At 72.7% G+C, this 19,348-nt stretch carries 18 protein-coding genes; 11 read left to right on the forward strand and 7 right to left on the reverse strand.

The annotated features are described in order from the left end of the window. Positions 1 to 186 precede the first annotated feature (186 nt). From E1262_RS06585 to E1262_RS06605, 5 genes are read left to right on the forward strand one after another with little or no spacing between them, the layout of a single operon-like run. The gene (locus tag E1262_RS06585) at positions 187 to 3,921 is read left to right on the forward strand and encodes a nitrate reductase subunit alpha (protein ID WP_132102339.1); all 3,735 of its coding nucleotides are present in this window, start codon (positions 187 to 189) and stop codon (positions 3,919 to 3,921) included. Continuing rightward, on the forward strand, positions 3,921 to 5,582 hold the full coding sequence (gene narH / locus E1262_RS06590; RefSeq protein WP_132102340.1) for a nitrate reductase subunit beta: 1,662 nt from the start codon (positions 3,921 to 3,923) through the stop codon (positions 5,580 to 5,582). Before E1262_RS06585 ends, narH begins: the two co-directional genes overlap by 1 nt. Next, complete coding sequence (gene narJ, locus E1262_RS06595) at positions 5,579 to 6,220, forward strand: nitrate reductase molybdenum cofactor assembly chaperone (protein ID WP_132102341.1); 642 nt, start codon at positions 5,579 to 5,581, stop codon at positions 6,218 to 6,220. Before narH ends, narJ begins: the two co-directional genes overlap by 4 nt. After that, the gene (gene narI / locus E1262_RS06600; protein WP_132102342.1) at positions 6,217 to 6,963 is read left to right on the forward strand and encodes a respiratory nitrate reductase subunit gamma; all 747 of its coding nucleotides are present in this window, start codon (positions 6,217 to 6,219) and stop codon (positions 6,961 to 6,963) included. The genes narJ and narI overlap by 4 nt, the downstream gene beginning before the upstream one ends. An 11-nt stretch (positions 6,964 to 6,974) precedes the next feature. Then, positions 6,975 to 8,174 (forward strand): MFS transporter, encoded by a 1,200-nt coding sequence (locus E1262_RS06605; RefSeq protein WP_132102343.1) that lies wholly within the window; start codon positions 6,975 to 6,977, stop codon positions 8,172 to 8,174. Between the two features lie 183 nt (positions 8,175 to 8,357). Here the strand turns inward: E1262_RS06605 and E1262_RS06610 are convergent, their stop codons facing one another. Then, complete coding sequence (locus tag E1262_RS06610; protein ID WP_132102344.1) at positions 8,358 to 8,930, reverse strand: SH3 domain-containing protein; 573 nt, start codon at positions 8,928 to 8,930, stop codon at positions 8,358 to 8,360. Between the two features lie 284 nt (positions 8,931 to 9,214). Beyond that, positions 9,215 to 10,240 (reverse strand): RNA polymerase subunit sigma-70, encoded by a 1,026-nt coding sequence (locus E1262_RS06615; protein WP_132102345.1) that lies wholly within the window; start codon positions 10,238 to 10,240, stop codon positions 9,215 to 9,217. Positions 10,241 to 10,546: 306 nt separating this feature from the next. Between E1262_RS06615 and E1262_RS06620 the strand changes: the two genes are divergently transcribed. Both E1262_RS06620 and E1262_RS06625 read left to right on the forward strand, forming a co-directional pair. Beyond that, positions 10,547 to 10,888, forward strand: coding sequence for an ArsR/SmtB family transcription factor (locus E1262_RS06620; RefSeq protein WP_132102346.1), 342 nt, complete (start codon positions 10,547 to 10,549; stop codon positions 10,886 to 10,888). Beyond that, entirely contained in the window at positions 10,885 to 11,412 is a 528-nt protein-coding gene (locus E1262_RS06625) for an SRPBCC domain-containing protein (protein WP_132102347.1), read from the forward strand. Before E1262_RS06620 ends, E1262_RS06625 begins: the two co-directional genes overlap by 4 nt. On the opposite strand, the gene E1262_RS06630 is transcribed toward E1262_RS06625, so the two are convergent. From E1262_RS06630 to E1262_RS06650, 5 genes are all read right to left on the reverse strand, one after another. After that, positions 11,399 to 12,622, reverse strand: coding sequence for an MFS transporter (locus E1262_RS06630; protein ID WP_132102445.1), 1,224 nt, complete (start codon positions 12,620 to 12,622; stop codon positions 11,399 to 11,401). The two genes, E1262_RS06625 and E1262_RS06630, sit on opposite strands and share 14 nt — an antisense overlap. 51 nt (positions 12,623 to 12,673) lie before the next feature. Further along, complete coding sequence (locus tag E1262_RS06635; protein ID WP_132102348.1) at positions 12,674 to 14,074, reverse strand: MFS transporter; 1,401 nt, start codon at positions 14,072 to 14,074, stop codon at positions 12,674 to 12,676. Positions 14,075 to 14,177: 103 nt separating this feature from the next. After that, a complete protein-coding gene (locus E1262_RS06640) occupies positions 14,178 to 15,398 on the reverse strand; it encodes an RNA polymerase sigma factor (RefSeq protein ID WP_132102349.1) in 1,221 nt (406 codons plus the stop codon). Next, positions 15,395 to 15,730, reverse strand: coding sequence for a YciI family protein (locus E1262_RS06645; protein WP_132102350.1), 336 nt, complete (start codon positions 15,728 to 15,730; stop codon positions 15,395 to 15,397). Before E1262_RS06645 ends, E1262_RS06640 begins: the two co-directional genes overlap by 4 nt. Positions 15,731 to 15,769: 39 nt before the next feature. Next, positions 15,770 to 16,237 (reverse strand): nitroreductase family deazaflavin-dependent oxidoreductase, encoded by a 468-nt coding sequence (locus E1262_RS06650; RefSeq protein WP_132102351.1) that lies wholly within the window; start codon positions 16,235 to 16,237, stop codon positions 15,770 to 15,772. A gap of 132 nt (positions 16,238 to 16,369) precedes the next feature. Here E1262_RS06650 and E1262_RS06655 point away from each other — a divergent pair, with 132 nt between their 5' ends. The 4 genes from E1262_RS06655 (at position 16,370) to E1262_RS06670 (ending at position 19,348) form a co-directional block, all read left to right on the forward strand. Continuing rightward, positions 16,370 to 16,828 carry a helix-turn-helix domain-containing protein gene (locus E1262_RS06655; protein ID WP_203453630.1) on the forward strand — a complete coding sequence of 153 codons (459 nt, stop codon included), beginning with the start codon at positions 16,370 to 16,372 and terminating at the stop codon, positions 16,826 to 16,828. After that, on the forward strand, positions 16,825 to 17,193 hold the full coding sequence (locus E1262_RS06660) for a GatB/YqeY domain-containing protein (RefSeq protein ID WP_132102353.1): 369 nt from the start codon (positions 16,825 to 16,827) through the stop codon (positions 17,191 to 17,193). The genes E1262_RS06655 and E1262_RS06660 overlap by 4 nt, the downstream gene beginning before the upstream one ends. A 65-nt stretch (positions 17,194 to 17,258) precedes the next feature. Then, positions 17,259 to 18,146 carry an AAA family ATPase gene (locus E1262_RS06665; protein ID WP_132102354.1) on the forward strand — a complete coding sequence of 296 codons (888 nt, stop codon included), beginning with the start codon at positions 17,259 to 17,261 and terminating at the stop codon, positions 18,144 to 18,146. Further along, a complete protein-coding gene (locus tag E1262_RS06670; protein WP_132102355.1) occupies positions 18,143 to 19,348 on the forward strand; it encodes a vWA domain-containing protein in 1,206 nt (401 codons plus the stop codon). The genes E1262_RS06665 and E1262_RS06670 overlap by 4 nt, the downstream gene beginning before the upstream one ends.

The raw sequence follows: 19,348 nt of genomic DNA on the forward strand, positions 1-19,348 counted from the left end.
GCGGCTGCGTAACCATACCAAACTCGCGGGGTCCTCTGTCCAACCAGGGGCCGCCCGGCTCGCCGACACGTCCGGGAAGGAGTTCGGCGGGATCACCCTCCGGCCGTCATGATCATGTCTATGCTCGATCCCAACGCCTCGCGCAGGGGAGGGCGGGGCTGCGACCACGAGGAATCGAGGTGGCAGATGGCCGCGCCGGCGCCGGGACCAGGGGTAGACGGACCGGCGTCGGCCGCCTTGCTGAAGGCGGGCCGTTTCTTCAGCCGCTGGGACGAGTCCGACGACGGCCGGGTCGTGTTCCGGGAGGGCGGCCGGCAGGGCGACGTGTTCTATCGGGACCGGTGGAGCCACGACAAGGTCGTCCGGTCGACCCACGGAGTCAACTGCACGGGGTCGTGCTCGTGGAAGGTGTACGTCAAGGACGGCATCATCACGTGGGAGACCCAGCAGACCGATTATCCGTCGGTCGGCCCGGACCGGCCCGAGTACGAGCCGCGGGGCTGCCCGCGGGGCGCGGCGTTCTCCTGGTACACCTACTCGCCGACCCGCGTGCGGTACCCGTACGTGCGCGGCGTCCTGCTCGAGATGTATCGCGAGGCCCGCCGGCGCCTCGGCGACCCCGTCCTGGCCTGGGCCGAGATCACCGGCGACGACGAGAAGCGCCGGCGCTACCAGCGGGCACGGGGCAAGGGCGGGCTGGTCCGCGCCAGCTGGGACGAGGCGATCGAGATCGCCGCCGCGGCGCACGTGCACACGATCAAGGAGTACGGGCCGGACCGCTGCGCCGGCTTCTCGCCCATCCCGGCGATGTCGATGGTGTCGCACGCCGTCGGGACGCGGTTCATGCAGCTCATCGGCGGCGTGATGACGTCCTTCTACGATTGGTACGCCGACCTCCCGGTGGCCAGCCCGCAGGTCTTCGGCGACCAGACGGACGTGCCGGAGTCGGGGGACTGGTGGGACGCGACGTACCTGATGATGTGGGGCTCGAACGTCCCGGTCACGCGGACGCCCGACGCGCACTGGATGGCCGAGGTCCGCTACCGCGGCACGAAGGTCGTCACCGTCAGCCCCGACTACGCCGACAACACGAAGTTCGCCGACGAGTGGCTGCCGGCCCAGGCGGGCACCGATGCCGCACTGGCGATGGCCATGGGCCACGTCGTGCTCAAGGAGCACTTCGTCGACAAGACCACACCGTTCTTCGCCGACTACATTCGCACCTACACCGACCTGCCGATGCTCATCCGGCTCGAGCCGCACGACGGCGACGGCGACAGCGGCGGGCTCGTGCCGGGCAAGTTCTTGACGGCGGCGGACCTCGGACACGCCGCCGACGAAGACGCATGGAAGACCGTCGTCCTGGACGAGGGCACCGGTGAGCCGGTCGTCCCGAACGGCTCGATCGGCTTCCGGTACGCCGAGTCCGGTAAGGGCCGCTGGAACCTCGACCTCGACGGGGTGACCCCCGCGCTCACCATGGCCGGCGCCCCGGGCGCCGAAGACGAGGTGGTCGAGGTGCTGCTGCCGGCCTTCACCGCACCGGACGGTTCCGGCGACGTGCTGCGCCGCGGCGTGCCGGTTCGCCGGGTCGGCGGCCACCTGGTGACGACGGTGCTCGACCTCATGCTCGCCCAGTACGGCGTGCAGAGAGCAGGCCTGCCGGGGGAGTGGCCGACCGGCTACGACGACGCCGCGACGCCGTACACGCCGGCGTGGCAGGCGGAGATCACCAGCGTCCCGGCGGAGCAGTGCATCCGCATCGCCCGCGAGTTCGCCACCAACGCCGAGGAGTCCGGCGGCCGCTCGGTGATCATCCTCGGCGCCGGCGTCTGCCAGTGGTTCCACGGCGACGCGACGTACCGCGCCATCCTCGCGTTGCTGATCCTCACCGGCTGCATGGGCCGCAACGGCGGCGGCTGGGCGCACTACGTCGGCCAGGAGAAGTGCCGCCCCGTCACCGGTTGGATCTCGCTGGCCAACGCGCTGGACTGGTCCCGCCCACCGCGCACCATGATCGGGACGGCGTACTGGTACATGCACACCGGCCAGTGGCGGAACGACGGCTACTCGACGGCGTCGCTCGCCTCACCGCTGAGTACGACCCGGGCCGACGAGAACGGACAGCACACCGCCGACGCCATCGCCCTGTCCGCGCGGATCGGCTGGATGCCGTTCTACCCCCAGTTCGACGTCAACCCCCTGCAGGTCGCCGAGGACGCCGTCGCCGCCGTCAACGCCGGCACGGCCCCTGACGCCGCGACCTACGTCGCCGAAGCGCTCCACGACGGCCGCCTCACGGCCGCCATCGAGGACGTCGACGCGCCGCGGAACTGGCCGCGGACGCTGGTGCTGTGGCGGTCGAACCTCATGGGGTCGTCGGCGAAGGGCAACGAGTACTTCCTCAAGCACCTGCTCGGCACCCACTCGAACGTCATGGGTACGGAGAACCCAGCTGCGCCGCGTCCCGAACACGTCCGCTGGCACGACGAGGCGCCGGAGGGCAAGCTCGACCTGCTGCTGTCGGCGGACTTCCGCATGACGTCGACGACGCTGCTCTCCGACGTCGTGCTGCCGGCCGCCACCTGGTACGAGAAGCACGACCTCTCGTCGACGGACATGCACCCGTTCGTGCACGCGTTCACCCCGGCCATCGACCCGCCGTGGGAGGCGAAGACCGACTTCGACGCGTTCCACCTGCTGGCCCGCAAGCTCTCCGACCTGGCACGAACCCACCTGGGAACACGTCGCGACCTCGTCAGCGTCCCGCTCCAGCACGACACCCCGGGCGAGACGGCCCAGCCCGGCGGCCGTGTCACCGACTGGCGCTCCAGCGGCCGACCCGGCACACCCGGCCGCACCATGCCGGTCTTCACCGTCGTCGAGCGCGACTACACCGCCATCGCGGACAAGCTGGCCGCCGTCGGCCCGCTCGCCGACACCCTCGGTTTCACCGTCAAGAACGTCACCTACCGGCTGGAGGAGCAGACCATCCGGCTCGCACGAAGCAACGGCGTCATGCTCGGCGGGGCGGCGGACGGGCGCCCGGCCATCGACACCGACGAGAAGCTGGCCCAGGCGATCCTCACCTACTCGGGGACGACGAACGGCGAGCTGGCCGTCCAGGGCTTCCGCACGCTGGAGGAACGCGTCGGCAAGCCGCTGGCCGACCTCGCCGAGGGCTCGGAAGAACGCAGGATCAGCTTCGCCGACACTCAGACCGCGCCGGTCCCCGTCATCACCTCGCCGGAGTGGTCCGGCTCGGAGACCGGCGGTCGCCGGTACGCGCCGTTCACCGTCAACATCGAGCGGCTCAAGCCGTTCCACACGCTCACTGGCCGCATGCACTTCTACCTCGACCACGACTGGATGCTGGAATACGGCGAGGCGCTGCCGATCTACCGTCCGCCGCTGGACCTGCACCGCCTCTTCGGCGAGCCGAGGCTGGGCCCCGACGGCTCCAGCCAGGTCACCGTCCGCTACCTGACCCCGCACTCGAAGTGGTCGATCCACTCCGAGTACCAGGACAACCTGCTGATGCTGTCGCTGTCGCGCGGCGGCCCGGTGGTGTGGATGAGCCCGGCCGACGCCGGTGCCATCGACGTCAGCGACAACGACTGGGTCGAGTGCGTCAACGCCAACGGCGTCTTCGTCGGGCGGGCCATCGTCTCGCACCGGATGCCGGCCGGCGTCGTCTACGTGTACCACGCGCAGGAGCGCACCATCGACGTCCCGAAGTCCGAGGCGACCGGGCGGCGCGGCGGCATCCACAACTCCGTCACCCGGCTGCTGGTGAAGCCGACTCACCTGATCGGCGGCTACGCCCAATTGTCGTACACGTTCAACTACTTCGGCCCGACGGGGAACCAGCGCGACATGGTCTCGACCATTCGCAAGCGGTCCCAGGAGGTGACGTACTGATGCGGGTGCTGGCGCAGCTGGCGATGGTGATGAACCTCGACAAGTGCATCGGGTGCCACACCTGCTCGGTCACCTGCAAGCAGGCGTGGACCAATCGGGCCGGCACGGAGTACGTCTGGTTCAACAACGTCGAGACCCGGCCGGGCCAGGGCTACCCCCGACGCTACGAGGACCAGGACCGCTGGCGCGGCGGCTGGACGCTGAACAAGCGGGGCAACCTCGAGCTGCGCACCGGTGGGCGGCTGCGGCGGCTGCTCGGCATCTTCGCCAGCCCGGTGCAGCCGGAGCTGGCCGACTACTACGAGCCGTGGACCTACGACTACCGCACGCTCACCGAGGCCCCGCTGGGCGACGACTTCCCGGTCGCGCGGCCGAAGTCGCTGATCACCGGCGAGGACACCAAGGTCACGTGGTCGGCGAACTGGGACGACAACCTCGGCGGCACCAGCCAGCTCGGCCACCTCGACCCCGTCGTCGAGAAGGTGCGGCGCGAGTCGGAGGAGAAGATCCGCTTCGAGTTCGAGCGGACGTTCATGTTCTACCTGCCGCGCATCTGCGAGCACTGCCTGAACCCGTCGTGTATGGCCTCGTGCCCGTCCGGCGCCATCTACAAGCGCAGCGAGGACGGCATTGTGCTGGTCGACCAGGACCGCTGCCGCGGCTGGCGGCAGTGCGTCACCGGCTGCCCGTACAAGAAGATCTACTTCAACCACCGCTCCGGCAAGGCGGAGAAGTGCACGTTCTGCTACCCGCGGGTCGAGGTCGGGCTGCCGACGGTGTGCTCGGAGACCTGCGTGGGGCGGCTGCGCTACCTCGGCCTGTTCCTGTACGACGCCGACGCCGTCACCGCGGCCGCGTCGACGCCCGATCCGCAGGACCTCTACGAGGCGCAGCTGGACCTCATGCTCGACCCGTCGGACCCCGCGGTGGTCGCGGCGGCGCGGGCGGACGGGATCCCGGACGACTGGATCGACGCGGCCCGGCGCTCGCCCGTCTATGCGCTGGCCAAGACGTACCGCGTCGCGCTGCCGCTGCACCCGGAGTATCGGACGATGCCGATGGTCTGGTACGTGCCGCCACTGTCGCCGGTGGTCGACCTGCTGTCGTCGCAGGGCCACGACGCCGAGGACCGCGCGACGCTGTTCGGCGCGATCGAGGCGCTGCGGATCCCGGTCGAGTACCTCGCCGAGCTGTTCACCGCCGGCCGGACGTCGACGGTGACGGCGGTGCTGCGCAAGCTCGCCGCCATGCGGGCCTACATGCGCGACGTGACGCTCGGCCGCGACCCCGACCCGTCCATCCCGGCGTCGGTCGGGATGACCGAGGAGTCGCTGTACGAGATGTACCGGCTGATGGCGATCGCCAAGTACGACGAGCGCTACGTCATCCCGACCGCTCACGCCGAGCAGGCACACGACCTCGAGGAGATCGGCTGTGCGCTCGACGTCGAGGATGGCCCCGGCATGTACGAGTCCGGCCCGTTCGGCGAGGCCAGCGGGCGGCCGGTGCCGGTCGCCGTCGAGACGTTCCACGCATTGCGGCAGCGGCAGACCAGCGACGCGCCGCCGGGCGACCTGCACGGCAGGGTCAACCTGCTCAACTGGGACGGCAACGGCCGGCCGGAGGGCCTGTTTCCGCCGCCGAAGGACGCTGCGTCGTGATCGGCCGCCGACGGGACCGCGCCGCCGACCATCGGGTCGTGCACCAGGTCGCCTCGTGGTGCCTGGACTACCCGGAAGCCACGCTGAGGAAGCGGCTCCCGCTTCTGGGCCGGGCTTTGGCCGAGCAGCCGCAGTCGGACGCCGTCGCGCACCTCGGGGTGCTGGTCGAGCACCTGGCCGGGCGGCCGCTCGCGGACCTGCAGCGCGACTACGTCGACGTCTTCGACCTGAGCCGGGACCGGGCGCTGCACCTGTCGTACTGGACCGACGGCGACACCCGGCGGCGCGGCGAGGTGCTGGCTCGGTTCAAGGCCGCCTACCGGGCCAGCGGGTTCGTCGTCGACCTGCACGGGGAACTGCCCGACCACCTGCCGACCGTGCTGGAGTTCGCCGCGATCGCCGACCCCGCCGCCGGCGCCGCGCTGCTCCAGGAGTACCGGCCGAGCCTCGAGCTGCTCCGGTTCGCGCTGCTCGACCTCGGCACGCCGTACGCCGACGGGGTCGCCGCCGTCTGCGCGACGTTGCCGGGGGAGTCGCCGCCGGACCGCGCCGCCGTCCACGCCCAGGCCGGTCCGCCGCCGGTCGAGACCGTCGGTCTGGAGACGGTGCAGCTGGAGCCGTACAGGAGCCGGCCGTGAACACCGTCCTGTGGGGTGTGCTGCCGTACCTCATGGTGGTCGTGCTGGTCGCCGGGTCCATCTGGCGCTACCGGTACGACAAGTTCGGCTGGACGACGCGGTCGTCGCAGCTCTACGAGTCGAGGCTGCTGCGCATCGGGTCGCCGCTGTTCCATTTCGGCATCCTGGTCGTGATCATCGGGCACGTCGGCGGGCTGGTGGTCCCGGAGTCGTGGACCGAGGCGGCAGGCGTCAGCGAGGGGCTGTACCACTTCAACGCGCTGCTGTTCGGCGGGATCGCCGGCGTCTGCACGCTGGCCGGCATCGCGATCCTGATCTACCGACGACGACGGACCGGGCCGGTCTTCATGGCCACCACCCGCAACGACAAGGCGATGTACGTCGTACTTGGAGCCGCGATCGCGCTGGGCCTGTGGACGACGCTGGTCAGCGTCGGCGCCGGGTCGGAGGCGCATGACTACCGTGAGTCGGTGTCGCCGTGGTTCCGGTCGCTGTTCGTGCTGCAGCCCGACGTCGACTCGATGGCCGCCGCGCCGGTGGAGTTCCACGTCCACACGCTGGTCGGCATGCTGCTGTTCGCGATCTGGCCGTTCACCCGGCTGGTGCACGCGTTCACCGCGCCCGTCCACTACCTGTTCCGGCCGTACATCGTCTACCGCAGCCGCGACGCCGGGCGGCGGCCGACCGCCGGTCCGCGGCGCCGCGGCTGGGAGCCCGTCGGCAGCCGCGACCGGGACCGCTGAGGGAGGCGCCGATGACCACCGACGACGTCCGGCGGGGCCAGACCCGCAACCTGGTGCTGGCGACCGTCGCGTTCGCCGTCAGCTTCTGGGCGTGGAACATGGTGGCGCCGCTCGGTGTGCGCTACACCGGCGAGCTCGACCTATCGGCCGGGCAGAAGTCGCTGCTGGTGGCGACGCCCGTGCTGGTGGGGTCGGTCGGCCGGATCCTGGCCGGCGCGCTCACCGACCGGGTCGGCGGCCGGCTGATGTTCCCCGTTCTCATGGTGGCGTCGGCGCCGTTCGTGCTGCTCGTGGCGGCGGCCGGCGAGGCGGAGTCGTACGCGCTACTGCTGGTGTTCGGGTTCTTCCTCGGCCTCGCCGGCACGACGTTCGCCGTCGGCATCCCGTTCGTCAACGCCTGGTACGAGCAGTCGCGGCGGGGCTTCGCGACCGGCGTGTTCGGCGCCGGGATGGGCGGGACGGCGTTGTCAGCGTTCTTCACGCCACGGTTCGTCGACTGGTTCGGCTACGTCGCGACGCACGTCATCGTGGCGGCCGCGCTGGTGGCGATGGCGGCGGTGTGCTGGGCGCTCATGCGGGACGCGCCGACGTGGGCGCCGAACGCCGCGCCCGTGGTGCCGAAGCTGGCGGCGGCGGTCCGGCTGCCGGTGACGTGGCAGATGTCGTTCCTGTACGCGGTCGCGTTCGGCGGGTTCGTCGCGTTCTCGACCTACCTGCCGACCTACCTCAATGACATCTACGACTTCGACCTGACGGCGGCCGGGACCCGTACCGCCGGCTTCGCGCTGGCCGCCGTCGTCGCGCGGCCGGTCGGCGGAGTGCTGTCCGACCGTATCGGCCCGCGGTCGGTCGTCGCGATCTCGCTGGCCGGCACCGTCGTGCTGGCGATCGTCGTCGCGTTCCAGCCGCCGGTCGAGGTGCCGGCCGGGATCGCGTTCGTCGCGCTCGCGTTCTTCCTCGGCCTCGGCACCGGCGGCGTGTTCGCCTGGGTCGCCACGCTGGCGCCGCCGGAGCGGGTCGGCACCGTCACCGGCGTCGTCGGCGCGGCGGGCGGGCTCGGCGGGTTCTTCCCGCCACTGGTCATGGGCGCCACGTACGAGCTGCTGCTGGCCGGCTACGGGGTGGGGCTGACGCTGCTGGCGATCACGGCCGCCGGTGCGCTGGCGTTCACGCTGCTCGGGGTGCGGGCGCGGACCCCGGCGCGGTCCTGAGCGCGGGACGGCGCCGCCCGGTTCGTCGTGGGCGGCGCCGTCGTCTTCCCTAGGGGGGCCGGGCAGACCGGCGATGAGAGGGGGCCGGAGGCCTCCTCGACATCGTCGGTGCAAGGCGTCGAGCTAGGGCGACCGTGGCTGCGGCCATGCCCGGGCCGACGACGCTCGAGGGCCTGGGAGAGCTCAGCAGTACGGCGGAGCGGAGCCGACGTTCGTCACGTAACGGGCCGACACCCACTGGCCGCCGCCGTCGCCGGTCAGCTGGTACCAGCGCCGGTTGCCGTCGATGCTCTGCGAGTCGACCTTGCAGACGATCGACAGGGTCGCGCCGCGCGGGGCGGAGCTGACCTTGGTGTTGGACGTGTGCGGGCCACTGCGCACGGCGAGCGACGTCGACGACGACACCCGGCCGGTGTACTCGTGGCCGTCGCCACAGAAGCGCGGCGCGGCGCCGATGTTGGCGACGTAGCGGGCACTCACCCAGCGGCCGTTCGCCAGCTTGTACCAGAGGCTGTTCCCGCTGACCGTCGGGCCGTACACCTTGCACTGGATGGTGATGGTGGCGCCCTTGGCGTAAGAGCCGACCTTCGGGGCGTACGAGGTGGGCGCGCTGCGGACGTTCACGCCCGTGGTGACGCGGCCCTTGTAGGTCGTGGCGGCCTCAGCGGGCGTAGTGGTGGCGAGCAGGGCGAGCGGAACGATGGTGGCCGTGGCGAGCGCGATCGCCGCCCGCCGGAGCCGGTGCCGGATGATCATGGTGGACCTCCTGACGTCGCCGCACGCGGCCCCCGTGGCCGGGTATCGGCTCTCACCATCAATCACTCCTCAGCGTGGCGATCGGTTGCACGCGGCGGGAAGAATCTGCGTGATTTGCCTTGTCGCGTCGGCGCAGGTCAGTGGACGTACCGTTACTTAGTGCGACAAGGCGGTCACGGACGCGGCGTTGATCATGGAGAAATCGGGCTTCCCAGCCGCTGGGAAGCCCGATTTCTCCATGATCAACTCGGGTGGCCGGTCGCGTGGACGGTGAGCCGGCGCGGTCAGGGTGGGTCGGCGGGTAGGCCGAGAAGGGGCAGCAGTTCGGGGTCGATGAACGAGCTGAGGTGCGTGACCAGCCCGTCCCGGATGCTCAGCACATTCACCGCGCTCAGCCGGAACATGCCGTCCGAAGGATCGCGCCGGTAGCAGGCGAACCCGGGCTGGCCGTTGAACCAGGCCGGCCGCAGCTTCCACGGCGTCTCGAACACCCGCTCGGCGAGGAACCGGCCGACATCGGCGCGGCCGTCGAACCAGGCGGGCAGCGGCGGCATGGTGAACCGGGCGTCCTCGGCCAGCAGTGCGAGCAGCGCCGGCACGTCGGCCCGCTCCCAGGCGGCGACGAACGCGTCGACAAGCTCCCGCCGGCCCTCCGCTCCGAGCGCGGACAGCTCGTCACGCTGGCTGACGGCGGGCAGGCGGTCGCCGACGGAGGCACGGGCGCGCTGCAGCGCGCTGTTCACCGACGCGGGCGTGGTGTCGAGCAGGTCGGCCACCTCCGCCGCGGAGTACCGCAGCACGTCGCGCAGGATCAGGACGGCCCGCTGCGTCGCCGGCAGGTGCTGCAGCGCCGCGACGAACGCCAGCTCGACGCCCTCGCGCTCGACGTACGCCTCGGCGGGATCCCACCCGCCGGCCGGAACGTCGCCGGCGGTCGGGAAGGGCTCCAGCCAGACCGGTCCGAGCACCGGCTCGCCCAGGTCTGAGGTGTCGCGGCGGGCCGGGCCGTGGTCAGGGGAGACCAGCCGTCGTGGCCGTTTCGAGTGCAGCCGCAGACTCGCGTGCGTCGCGATGCGGTACAGCCAGGTGCGCAGCGAGCTGCGGCCGGCGAACCCGCCCAGCCCGCGCCACGCGCTGAGCAGCGACTCCTGCACGGCGTCCTCGGCGTCCTGCACGGAGCCGAGCATCCGGTAGCAGTGCGCCGTCAGCTCCCGCCGGTACGGCCCGACCAGCTGGTCGAACGCCGTCGAGTCGCCGTCGCGGGCGGCCGCCAGCAGTCCGGCCTCGTCCAGCCGGTCCGGCACCTCCATGCTCCGGAGGGTAGCGGGACGGCAGGCGGCGTCGCAGTGCTGGCCGGGCCGGACGGCGGAGGCGTGACCGTGGTGACCGGCGCCGCACAGGCGGTCACTCGTGTGCTGCCAACGATCGCTGAGCCCGCAGCCGCCCAGCGTCGGGAGCATCGTCACGGTCACGGGACCTCGCATGGGTCGGCAACCCTCCGCCGATCCGGCCCGTGCCCCTATGACGCGCGCCGGTGCCGTCCGGTTCACACGATCGCTTGACATTTTGTGGCGCAGCCCATACTTTCCTGTATAGTTAATTAACTGGAGGGGAAAATGACGGTCGACGCCGATCCGCTCACCGCCACGTTCGCCGCGCTCGCCGATCCGACCCGCCGCGCCATCCTGGCCCGGCTGACCAGGGGCGAGGCCACCGTCGGCCAGCTGGCGGAGCCGTTCGACGTGTCGCTGCCGGCCATCTCCAAGCACGTGAAGGTGCTGCAGAAGGCCGGTTTGATCGAGCAGACGCGACGGGCGCAGTGGCGGTCCTGCCGGTTGCGGCCGGAGCCGCTGCGCGACCTCGCCACGTGGATGGAGCAGTACCGCGACTTCTTGGGCGACAGCCTCGACCGGCTGGACCAGTACCTGACGGACCTGCAGAAGGGAGATCGGTCATGACCCGACGCGAGCTGGGCGACGCCGCCACCACCGTCGTCGCCGAGGGATCGGAACTGCTCATCGAGCGCGTGTTCGCCGCGCCGCGCGAGCTGGTCTGGGCCGCCATGACGACGGCGGAGCATCTGGCGCAGTGGATCGGCCCGCACGGCACCACCACCGAGGTCGTCGAGCTGGACGTCCGGCCCGGCGGCCGGTGGAAGTGGATCAACCGGTACGACGGCGGCGAGATCGCGTTCCTGGGGGAGTTCCTCGAGGTCGACCCGCCGAAACGGCTGGTGCGGACGACGGCGCCGGACATGGAGCCGGCCGGCGGGCCGCCCGCCGTCGAGACCATCACGTTCGAGGAGGTCGACGGCGGCACCCGGGTGTACTGGCTGACGAGGTTCCCGTCGCCGGAGGTGCTCGACTACGCCGTCGACTCCGGCATGATCAAGGGCATCCTCGAGCAGTTCGACCGGCTGGCGGGGCTGCTGGCTCCGGGCAGTTGGTCGCCGGCCGCGAGGTCTGACGTCAGTCCCCGATGAATTGACGGCGCCGCAGCGCGCGGGGGAGCGTGGCGGCGACGGCGACGGTGGCCAGCGTGCCGCCCGCTCCGGCGACGACCAACGTCACCGGCGCCGACGTCGCGTCCAGCAGCAGGCCGCCGGCCACGTACGACAGGCCGGCGGACAGGCCGATCGCGCCGTAGAGGTTGCCGAACACCCGGCCGAGCATCGCGTCCGGCACCAGCCGGGGCAGCAGCGTGTTGGTCGCGACGTCCATCGCGGCGATGCCGAGGCCGCGCACCGTCTGCAGCACGAACGCCGCCGCGACCGCCCACGCCAGCCCCGTCAGCAGGTTCCCGACGCTGCTGACGGCGAAGCCGGCGACCAGCAGCCACAGCATCGATGCCTGCGCCGACCATCGGGCGAGCAGTGCGTAGCCGGCGAACAGCCCGATGCCGACGGCGGCCAGCAGCGCCGCGCTCGCGGAGTCGCCGGCGGCGAAGGTGTCCTTGGACAGCACGACCAGCGCGACGTCGTCGATGCCGTTGAACGCCACGACCGCGCAGAAGCCGAGCCCGATGATCCGCAGCGCCGGCTCCCGCCACAGGTGGGCCACACCGTCGCGGGCGCCGCGCAGCAGGCCGCCGGCGGGCACCTCGGAACCGGCTGACGGCGACGGTGGCAGTGCCGGCAACCGGACCAGCAGCAGCGCCGACAGCAGGAACGTCGCCGCGTCGACCAGCAGCACACCACGCACGCCGACGAGCGGGAACAGCGCCGCCGCGACCAGCGGGCCGGCCGCCTCGCCGCCGTTCGTCGCCAGCCCGAGTGCGGAGTTCGCGGCCGCCTGATCGCGCGGCGACACGAGCGTCGCGACCGCGGCCCGCGACGCCGGCAGGAAGACGTGCCCCGCCACCGCCCGCACGCCGACCAGCGCCAGCAACAGCGGCAACGGCGGCAGCGACAGTGCGATCGCGGCCAGCAGCCCGGCCTGCACCAGCTCGCAGCCGATCATCACCCGGCGCCGGTCCCACCGGTCGCTCACCGCGCCGGCCAGCGGGCTGAGCAGTGCCGGCGCGAGGTCGCCGACGAGCAGGAGCAGCGCGACGGCGAGCGCCTGGCCCGCGGTATCCGCGACGTGCAGCATCAGCGCGACCAGGCTGAGCGAGTCGCCGAGGAAGGAGATCGTGCGCGCGGCGAACAGCGACCGGAACGCCGGGTCGCGCCGCAGCGGGCTCCCGGCGTCCATTCGCGTCACGACCATGAGGATGGTCCATCGCGCGACGCCCGCTCAAGGCGGTTACCGGCGGCGGGCGAAACCGACCAGGGTGGCGACCAGACCGAGCACGGCAAGGACGGCGACGAGCGCGAACGCGGTGTGGAAGCCGTCGAGACCGGATCCGGCGACGAGCACGGCCGACACCGTCGCGACGCCCGCCGCGCCGCCGATCTCGCGCATGGTCTCGACCAGACCGGACGCCAGCCCGGACGCCGCCCGCGACACGCCGGACAGCGCGCCGATCTGCACCGCCGGCCCGCAGAGCCCGAAGCCGACACCGGCCAGCAGGAACGCCGGCAGCACGTCGGTCGCATAGGTGGCGTCCGCGGGCACCCGCGCCAACCAGAGCGCGCCGACGGTGAGCAGCGACAGGCCGATGACCAGCGGCGCCCGCACGCCGGCCCGCGCGACCAGCCGCTCACCGGCCATGGCCGCGACGACGATGGTGACCGTCGTGGCCAGCCAGGCCAGCCCGGTCGTCGCCGGCGAATAGCCCAGGACCTGCTGCATCAACAGCGATCCGATGAAGATGAACGCCAGCAGCGCGCCGAACGCCAGGAACCCGGTGATGTTCGCGGCGACGAGCGGCCGGTTCCGCAGCGTCGACGGCGGCACGAGCGGGTCGGCGCTCCGGCGCTCGATCTGGACGAACGCCGCCAGCAGCGCGGCGGCGGCCGCGAACAGCGCCAGCGTCGACCCGGCCAGCCAGCCGTGGCCGGCGGCGTGGTGCAGCGCGTAGACGAACAGCAGCAGGGCGCCGGTCACCGTGGCCGCGCCGGCGACGTCGAGCCGGCCGGTACGCTCGCCGGCCCGGTCGGTGGTGAGGAACACCGTGGCCAGCGCGATGAGTACCACCCCGACCGGGACGTTGAGCAGGAACGCCCAGCGCCAGCCCGGGCCGGCGGTCAGCAGGCCGCTCAGCACCACGCCGAGCGCCCCGGCCGCGCCGTCCACGGCACCGACCAGCGCGAGCGCGCGGTGCCGGTCGCGTCCCTCGGGGAACGTGACGGCCAACAGCGAGAGGGCGGCCGGCACAGTGAGCGCGGCGCCGAGCCCTTGCGCGCCGCGAGCCGCGATCAGCAGGCCGGCGCCGTGGGCGGCGCCGGCAGCCAGCGACGCCCCGGCGAACACGGCGAGTCCGGCGACGAGGACCCGCCGGCGGCCCAGCCGGTCCGCCAGCCGGCCGCCGAGCAGCAGGAAGCCGCCGAGCAGCAGGCCGTATGCGACGACGACCCACTGCAGGGTGCCGTAGCCGGCGCCGAGGTCGCGCTGGATGGACGGCAGCGCCACGTTCACGATGGCGGTGTCCAGACCCACCATCGCCGTGGCGGCGCAGGTCAGCGCGAGTACGAGCGCCGGCCTGCTCCGCCGGGTGGTCGCGGTGTCGGTGGAGGTCCTGGGCAGGGTCTCGGTGTGCGACATCGTCGTTCCTTCGTTCAGGGGGTCCGTCGCCCCACCGACGAAGAAGCCGGCCGCGGATCGACATTCGCGGAGAAGAAATTCGAAGAACTTGCGTTCCCGCAGGTCAGAGCTCGTCCAACCGACCGGCCAGATAGCGGCGGTCGGCCTCGGACGGCGCCAGCCGCAGCGCGTCCTCGTACGCCTCGCGGGCCTCGGCAGTGCGGCCGTCCCGCCGGAGCAGGTCGGCGCGGGTCGCGGGCAGCAGGTGGTACCCGTCCAGCCGCCCGGAGCCCGCGAGCTCGTCCACCAGCGCGAGGCCGGCCGCGATGCCGTCGGCCATCGCGACCGCCACGGCCCGGTTGAGCTCCACCACCGGCGACGGCGCCAGTCGGCCGAGCTCCGCGTAGAGTGCCGCGATCTGCGGCCAGTCGGTGCCGGCCGGGTCAGTGGCGGTGGCGTGGCAGGCGGCGATCGCGGCCTGCACCTGGTATGGCCCGCGGCGGCGCATCGCCAGCGCCTGGTCGAGGACGGCGACGCCCTCGTCGATCAGCCCGCCGTCCCACCGGGACCGGTCCTGCCGCTCCAGCGGGACGAGGACGCCGTCGTCGATCCGCGTCGCCCGGCGAGCCTCGTGCAGCAGCATGAGCGCGAGCAGGCCGCGCGGCTCCGGCTCGTCCGGCAGCAGCCGGGCCAGGACCCGGGCGAGGTGGATCGCCTCCGCGGCCAGCGCGCGGCGCCCGTCCTGCTCGTCGTACCCCTCGTTGAAGATCAGGTACAGCACCGCCAGGACCGCGGCGAGCCGTTCGGGCAGCAGCTCGGCCGGCGGAACGCGGTATGGGATGCCGGCGTCGGCGATCTTGCGCTTCGCCCGGACGATGCGCTGCGCCATCGCCGGCTCGGCGGTGAGGAACGCCCGGGCGATCTCGGCGGTGCTCAGCCCGGCGAGTGTCCGCAGCGTCAGGGCGACCCTGGCCTCGAACGGCAGGGCCGGGTGGCAGCAGGTGAAGATCAGCCGGAGCCGCTCGTCCGGGATCTCCTCTGCCGTCGGCTCGTCCGGCTCCCGCGCCAGCACGGCCAGCTGGCGCAGCTTCGCCCGTCCGGCGGTGTCGCGGCGCAGCCGGTCGGTCGCGCGGTGCCGCGCGGTCGTGGTGAGCCAGGCACCCGGCCGGCTCGGGATGCCGTCGCGCGGCCACGCCGTCAGCGCGGTCGCGAACGCCTCCTGCGCGCAGTCCTCCGCCAGGTCCCAGTCGCGGGTCAGGCCGATCAGGGTGGCGACGACCTGTCCCCACTCCTCCCGATATGCCGCGTCGACCGCGGCGCGCACGGCGTCGAGGTCCGCGGTCATTCCCAGACCGGGCGGATCTCGACGCTGCCCCATTGGGCGTACGGGTGGCCGGCGGCGATGGCGATCGCCTCGTCGAGGTCGGCGCAGTCGACGACCACGACGCCGCCGACGAAGTCCTTGGTCTCGGCGAACGGCCCGTCCGACACCAGCGTCTCGCCGTTCCGGAACCGCACCGTCGTGGCGCTGGCGGTCGGCCGCAACCGGGCGCCGAACACCTCGGCGCCGCGGCGCGCCAGGTCGGCTTCCCACGCCTGGTGCACCGGGTCGGCGTCCATCTCCTCGGTGCTCGGCGATCTCGTTTCGTCGTCGCAGATCAGCAGCATGTACTTCATGGTGGAGAGTCTGGCACCGCGCGCCGACAGTACAGAGGGTCAGCGCTCGGTGAGTCGGACGACCGGGTACTGGCGCTCGCTCTTGGCCTGGTACTTCGCGAACCGCGGGTTGGCGGCGACGATGCGCTGCCACGCCTCGTCCCGGTCGGCGCCGTCGAGCGTATGCGGCGTGACCGGCCGCGGCTGCTCGCCGGGCAGCTCCACCGCCGCGCGGTCCGGGTGCGCCGTCAGGTTGAGGTACCAGTTCGGGTCCGCGCTCCCGCCGCCCGAGGCGACGACCAGTCGTGCCCCCTCGCCGTCGGCGTACCACGCGATCGGCGTCTGGTACGGCTGCCCGCTCCGGCGCCCGTCGGTGTGCAGGATGAGGACGTCCATGCCCATCATCCGGCCGTGGCCCTTGCGGCGGATCTTGTCGACCGTCCTGGTGTTCATCCGCCGCTGGAACCACAGCGACAGGCGGCCGGGGGTGCCCTTCGGGCGGGTCTGCTTGGCGGTCTCGTTGTCCATGGCGATCACGCTAGAAGCGCGAGCACCTGGGCCGCTTCTCGATTCCTGACCGATCTCGGCGGCATGCTGGGAACGTACGCATCATGCCTTATCCGGTTGCCCGATAGGGAAGTGTGCGGAACTATAGGGACGGTGACCACCGGAACGCTCTACTCCGCCGACGAGGTCGCCGCCATGCTCGGCCTGCACGTCCGCACCGTCCGCGGCTACGTGCGCGACGGCCGGCTGCCCGCGGTGCGCATCGGCAAGCAGTACCGCATCGCCGCCGAGGACGTCGACGCGCTCACCGGCGGCCGCACGGCCGCGGGACACGCCCGCCCGCGGGCCGTGGCGCCGCGGGTGGAGGTGTCGGCCGTCGTGCAGGTCGACGGCGTCGACCGGCCGGCGATGGACCGCCTGACCACCCTCGTGACGGCCGCGGCCGCCAGCCGGCCCGGCGACTCCGCCCGCCTGCACGTCCAGACCGTCTACGACCCGCGGCGCCAGAGCCTGAAGATCGTGGCCATCGGCAGCGCCGACGACACCGCAGCGCTGCTCGGCCTCGTCGGCACGTTCACGGAGTCGGAACTGACGAACGGAGACCCTCGATGACCACCGACGTGCAGGCGCTGCGGACCAGGCTCCGCACGGACCTCGCCGCCGCGATGAAAGCCCGCCGGCCCGAGGTGGTCACGGCGTTGCGGACCGCGCTCGCCGCCGTCGACAACGCCGAGGCCGTCGACCTCCCCCAGGACCTGGCGGCGGCGAACAGCGAACACGTCGCCGGCGCCAACGCCGGGCTCGGCGCGGCCGAGGCGGAGCGCCGCGAGCTGTCCGTCGGCGACGTGCGGGCGATCCTGCGATCGCAGGTGGCGGAGCGGCGCACCGAGGCCGACCGCTACGACGCCCACGGGCGGCACGACGCCGCGGACCGGCTCCGCCGCGAGGCGGACGCGCTGGGCCTGTACCTGGCCTGACGATCGGCCGGCCGGCCGCTCGCGAGCCGGAGCGCTGATCGATCGAGACCGCGTAACGTGGGGTCATGGCGGACAGCGAGAGCGCCGTGACGACGCCCGGCGACCTGGCCGGGCGGCTCGACGCCGCGGGATATCTGGCCGACGAAGGGCTGGCGACGGCCGCGTTCCTGGCGCTGCGGATGGGCCGGCCGCTGTTCCTCGAGGGCGAGGCCGGAGTGGGCAAGACCTCGCTCGCCCAAGCGCTGGCCGAGGTGCTCGGCGCGCCGCTCATCCGGCTGCAGTGCTACGAGGGAGTCGACGCCGCGCAGGCGCTGTACGACTGGGACTTCCCGCGCCAGCTGCTCCACCTGCGCGCCGCCGAGGCGGCCGGCGTCACCGACGTCGACCGGCTGGAGCACGAGCTGTACGACCGCCGGTTCCTGCTGGCCCGGCCGCTGCTGCGGGCGCTGGAGACGACGCCGTCGGTGCTGCTGGTCGACGAGGTCGACCGCGCCGACGACGAGTTCGAGGCGTTCCTGCTGGAGGTGCTGTCCGACTTCACCATCTCGATCCCGGAGCTGGGCACCGTCCGCGCCGAGACGCCGCCGGTCGTCGTCGTGACCAGCAACCGCACCCGCGAGGTGCACGACGCGCTCAAGCGGCGCTGCCTGTACCACTGGCTGGCGCACCCGACGTTCGAGCGCGAGGTCGCGGTCATCCGGCGGCGGCTGCCCGGCGTGAGCGAACGGCTGGCCGAAGACGTCGCCCACGCGGTGCAGCGGCTGCGCACCGCCGACCTGCTGAAACCGCCCGGGCTGGCGGAGTCGATCGACTGGGTGACGGCGCTGACGGCGCTCGGCGCGACGGAACTGTCGCCCGACCTCGCCACCCGCACGCTCGGCGCCGTCCTCAAGTACCAGGAGGACACCGAGCGGATCATGGGCGAGGTCGCGGAGCTGGTCGGCCGGCCATGACCATCGATCCGGCCCGTGACGTCCTCGGGTTCGCCCGGCGGCTCGCGGCGGACGGCGTCGACGTCCCGCCGACGCGGGTGCACGCGATGTTCGAGGCGCTCGACGTGCTGGGCGCCGGCTCGCTGCGATCGGTCTACTGGGCCGGGCGGGTGACGCTGTGCGGGTCGCCGGAGGACGTCGAGCGGTACGACCGCGTGTTCGCCGCCTACTTCGGCCGCCGGCCCGGCCGCCCGGCGCGGCGGGTCACCGTCCCGCCGGTCACCCGGCTGGTCGCCCTGCCGGTCGACGCGGGCGACGGCGCCCGCGACGGCGACGAGGCCGATCCGGACCGGCAGTGGGTCGCCACCTCCAGCCGCGTCGAGGTGCTCCGGCACCGCGACGTGTCAACGCTCGGCCCGGCGGACCGCGCCGAGGTCGGCCGCTACGTCAGCGCGCTGCTGCCGGCCGCCCCCGACCGCACCACCCGCCGGCTGCGCCCGTCGCCGTCGGGGCCGGTCGACGCCCGCCGCACGGTCCGCAGCATGCTGCGCCACGGCGGCGAGCCGGTCGACCTTCGGCGGCACCGGCACGGACGGCGGCAGCGGCGGCTGGTCTTCCTCATCGACGTCAGTGGATCGATGGCGCCGTACGCCGAGACCCTGCTGCGCTTCGCCCACGCCGCCTGCCGGGTCCGTCCCGGGACGGAGGTGTTCACCGTCGGGACCCGGCTCACGCGGGTCACGCGTGAGCTGCGCCGACGCGAGCCGGCGGCGGCGCTGGCGGCGGCATCGTCGGCCATCGACGACTGGAGCGGCGGTACCCGGCTGGGCGACGAGCTGAAGGAGTTCCTCGACCGCTGGGGGCAGCGCGGGACCGCCCGTGGCGCCGTCGTCGTCATCGGCAGCGACGGCTGGGAGCGCGGCGACCCGGCGTTGCTCGCCACCCAGATGGCCCGGCTGGCGCGGCTGGCCCGGCGCATCGTCTGGGTGAATCCGCACCGGGGATATCACGGATACAGTCCTAGTACCGGCGGCATGCGGGCCGCGCTCCCGTACGTCGACCGGCTCGTGGCCGGCCACTCGCTCGGCGCGATGGAGGAGCTGGCCGGGCTGCTCGGCGGACGCGACCCGCGGGAGCGGGTACGACTCGTCTGGGGGATCGCCGGGCGCCGACCGCGAGGTCCCAGCCGGGGGCGGGTCCCGCAAGGAAAAGGGGAGGCGTGA

The organism is Jiangella aurantiaca, assembly GCF_004349105.1.
In the GTDB taxonomy this organism is placed as follows: domain Bacteria; phylum Actinomycetota; class Actinomycetes; order Jiangellales; family Jiangellaceae; genus Jiangella; species Jiangella aurantiaca.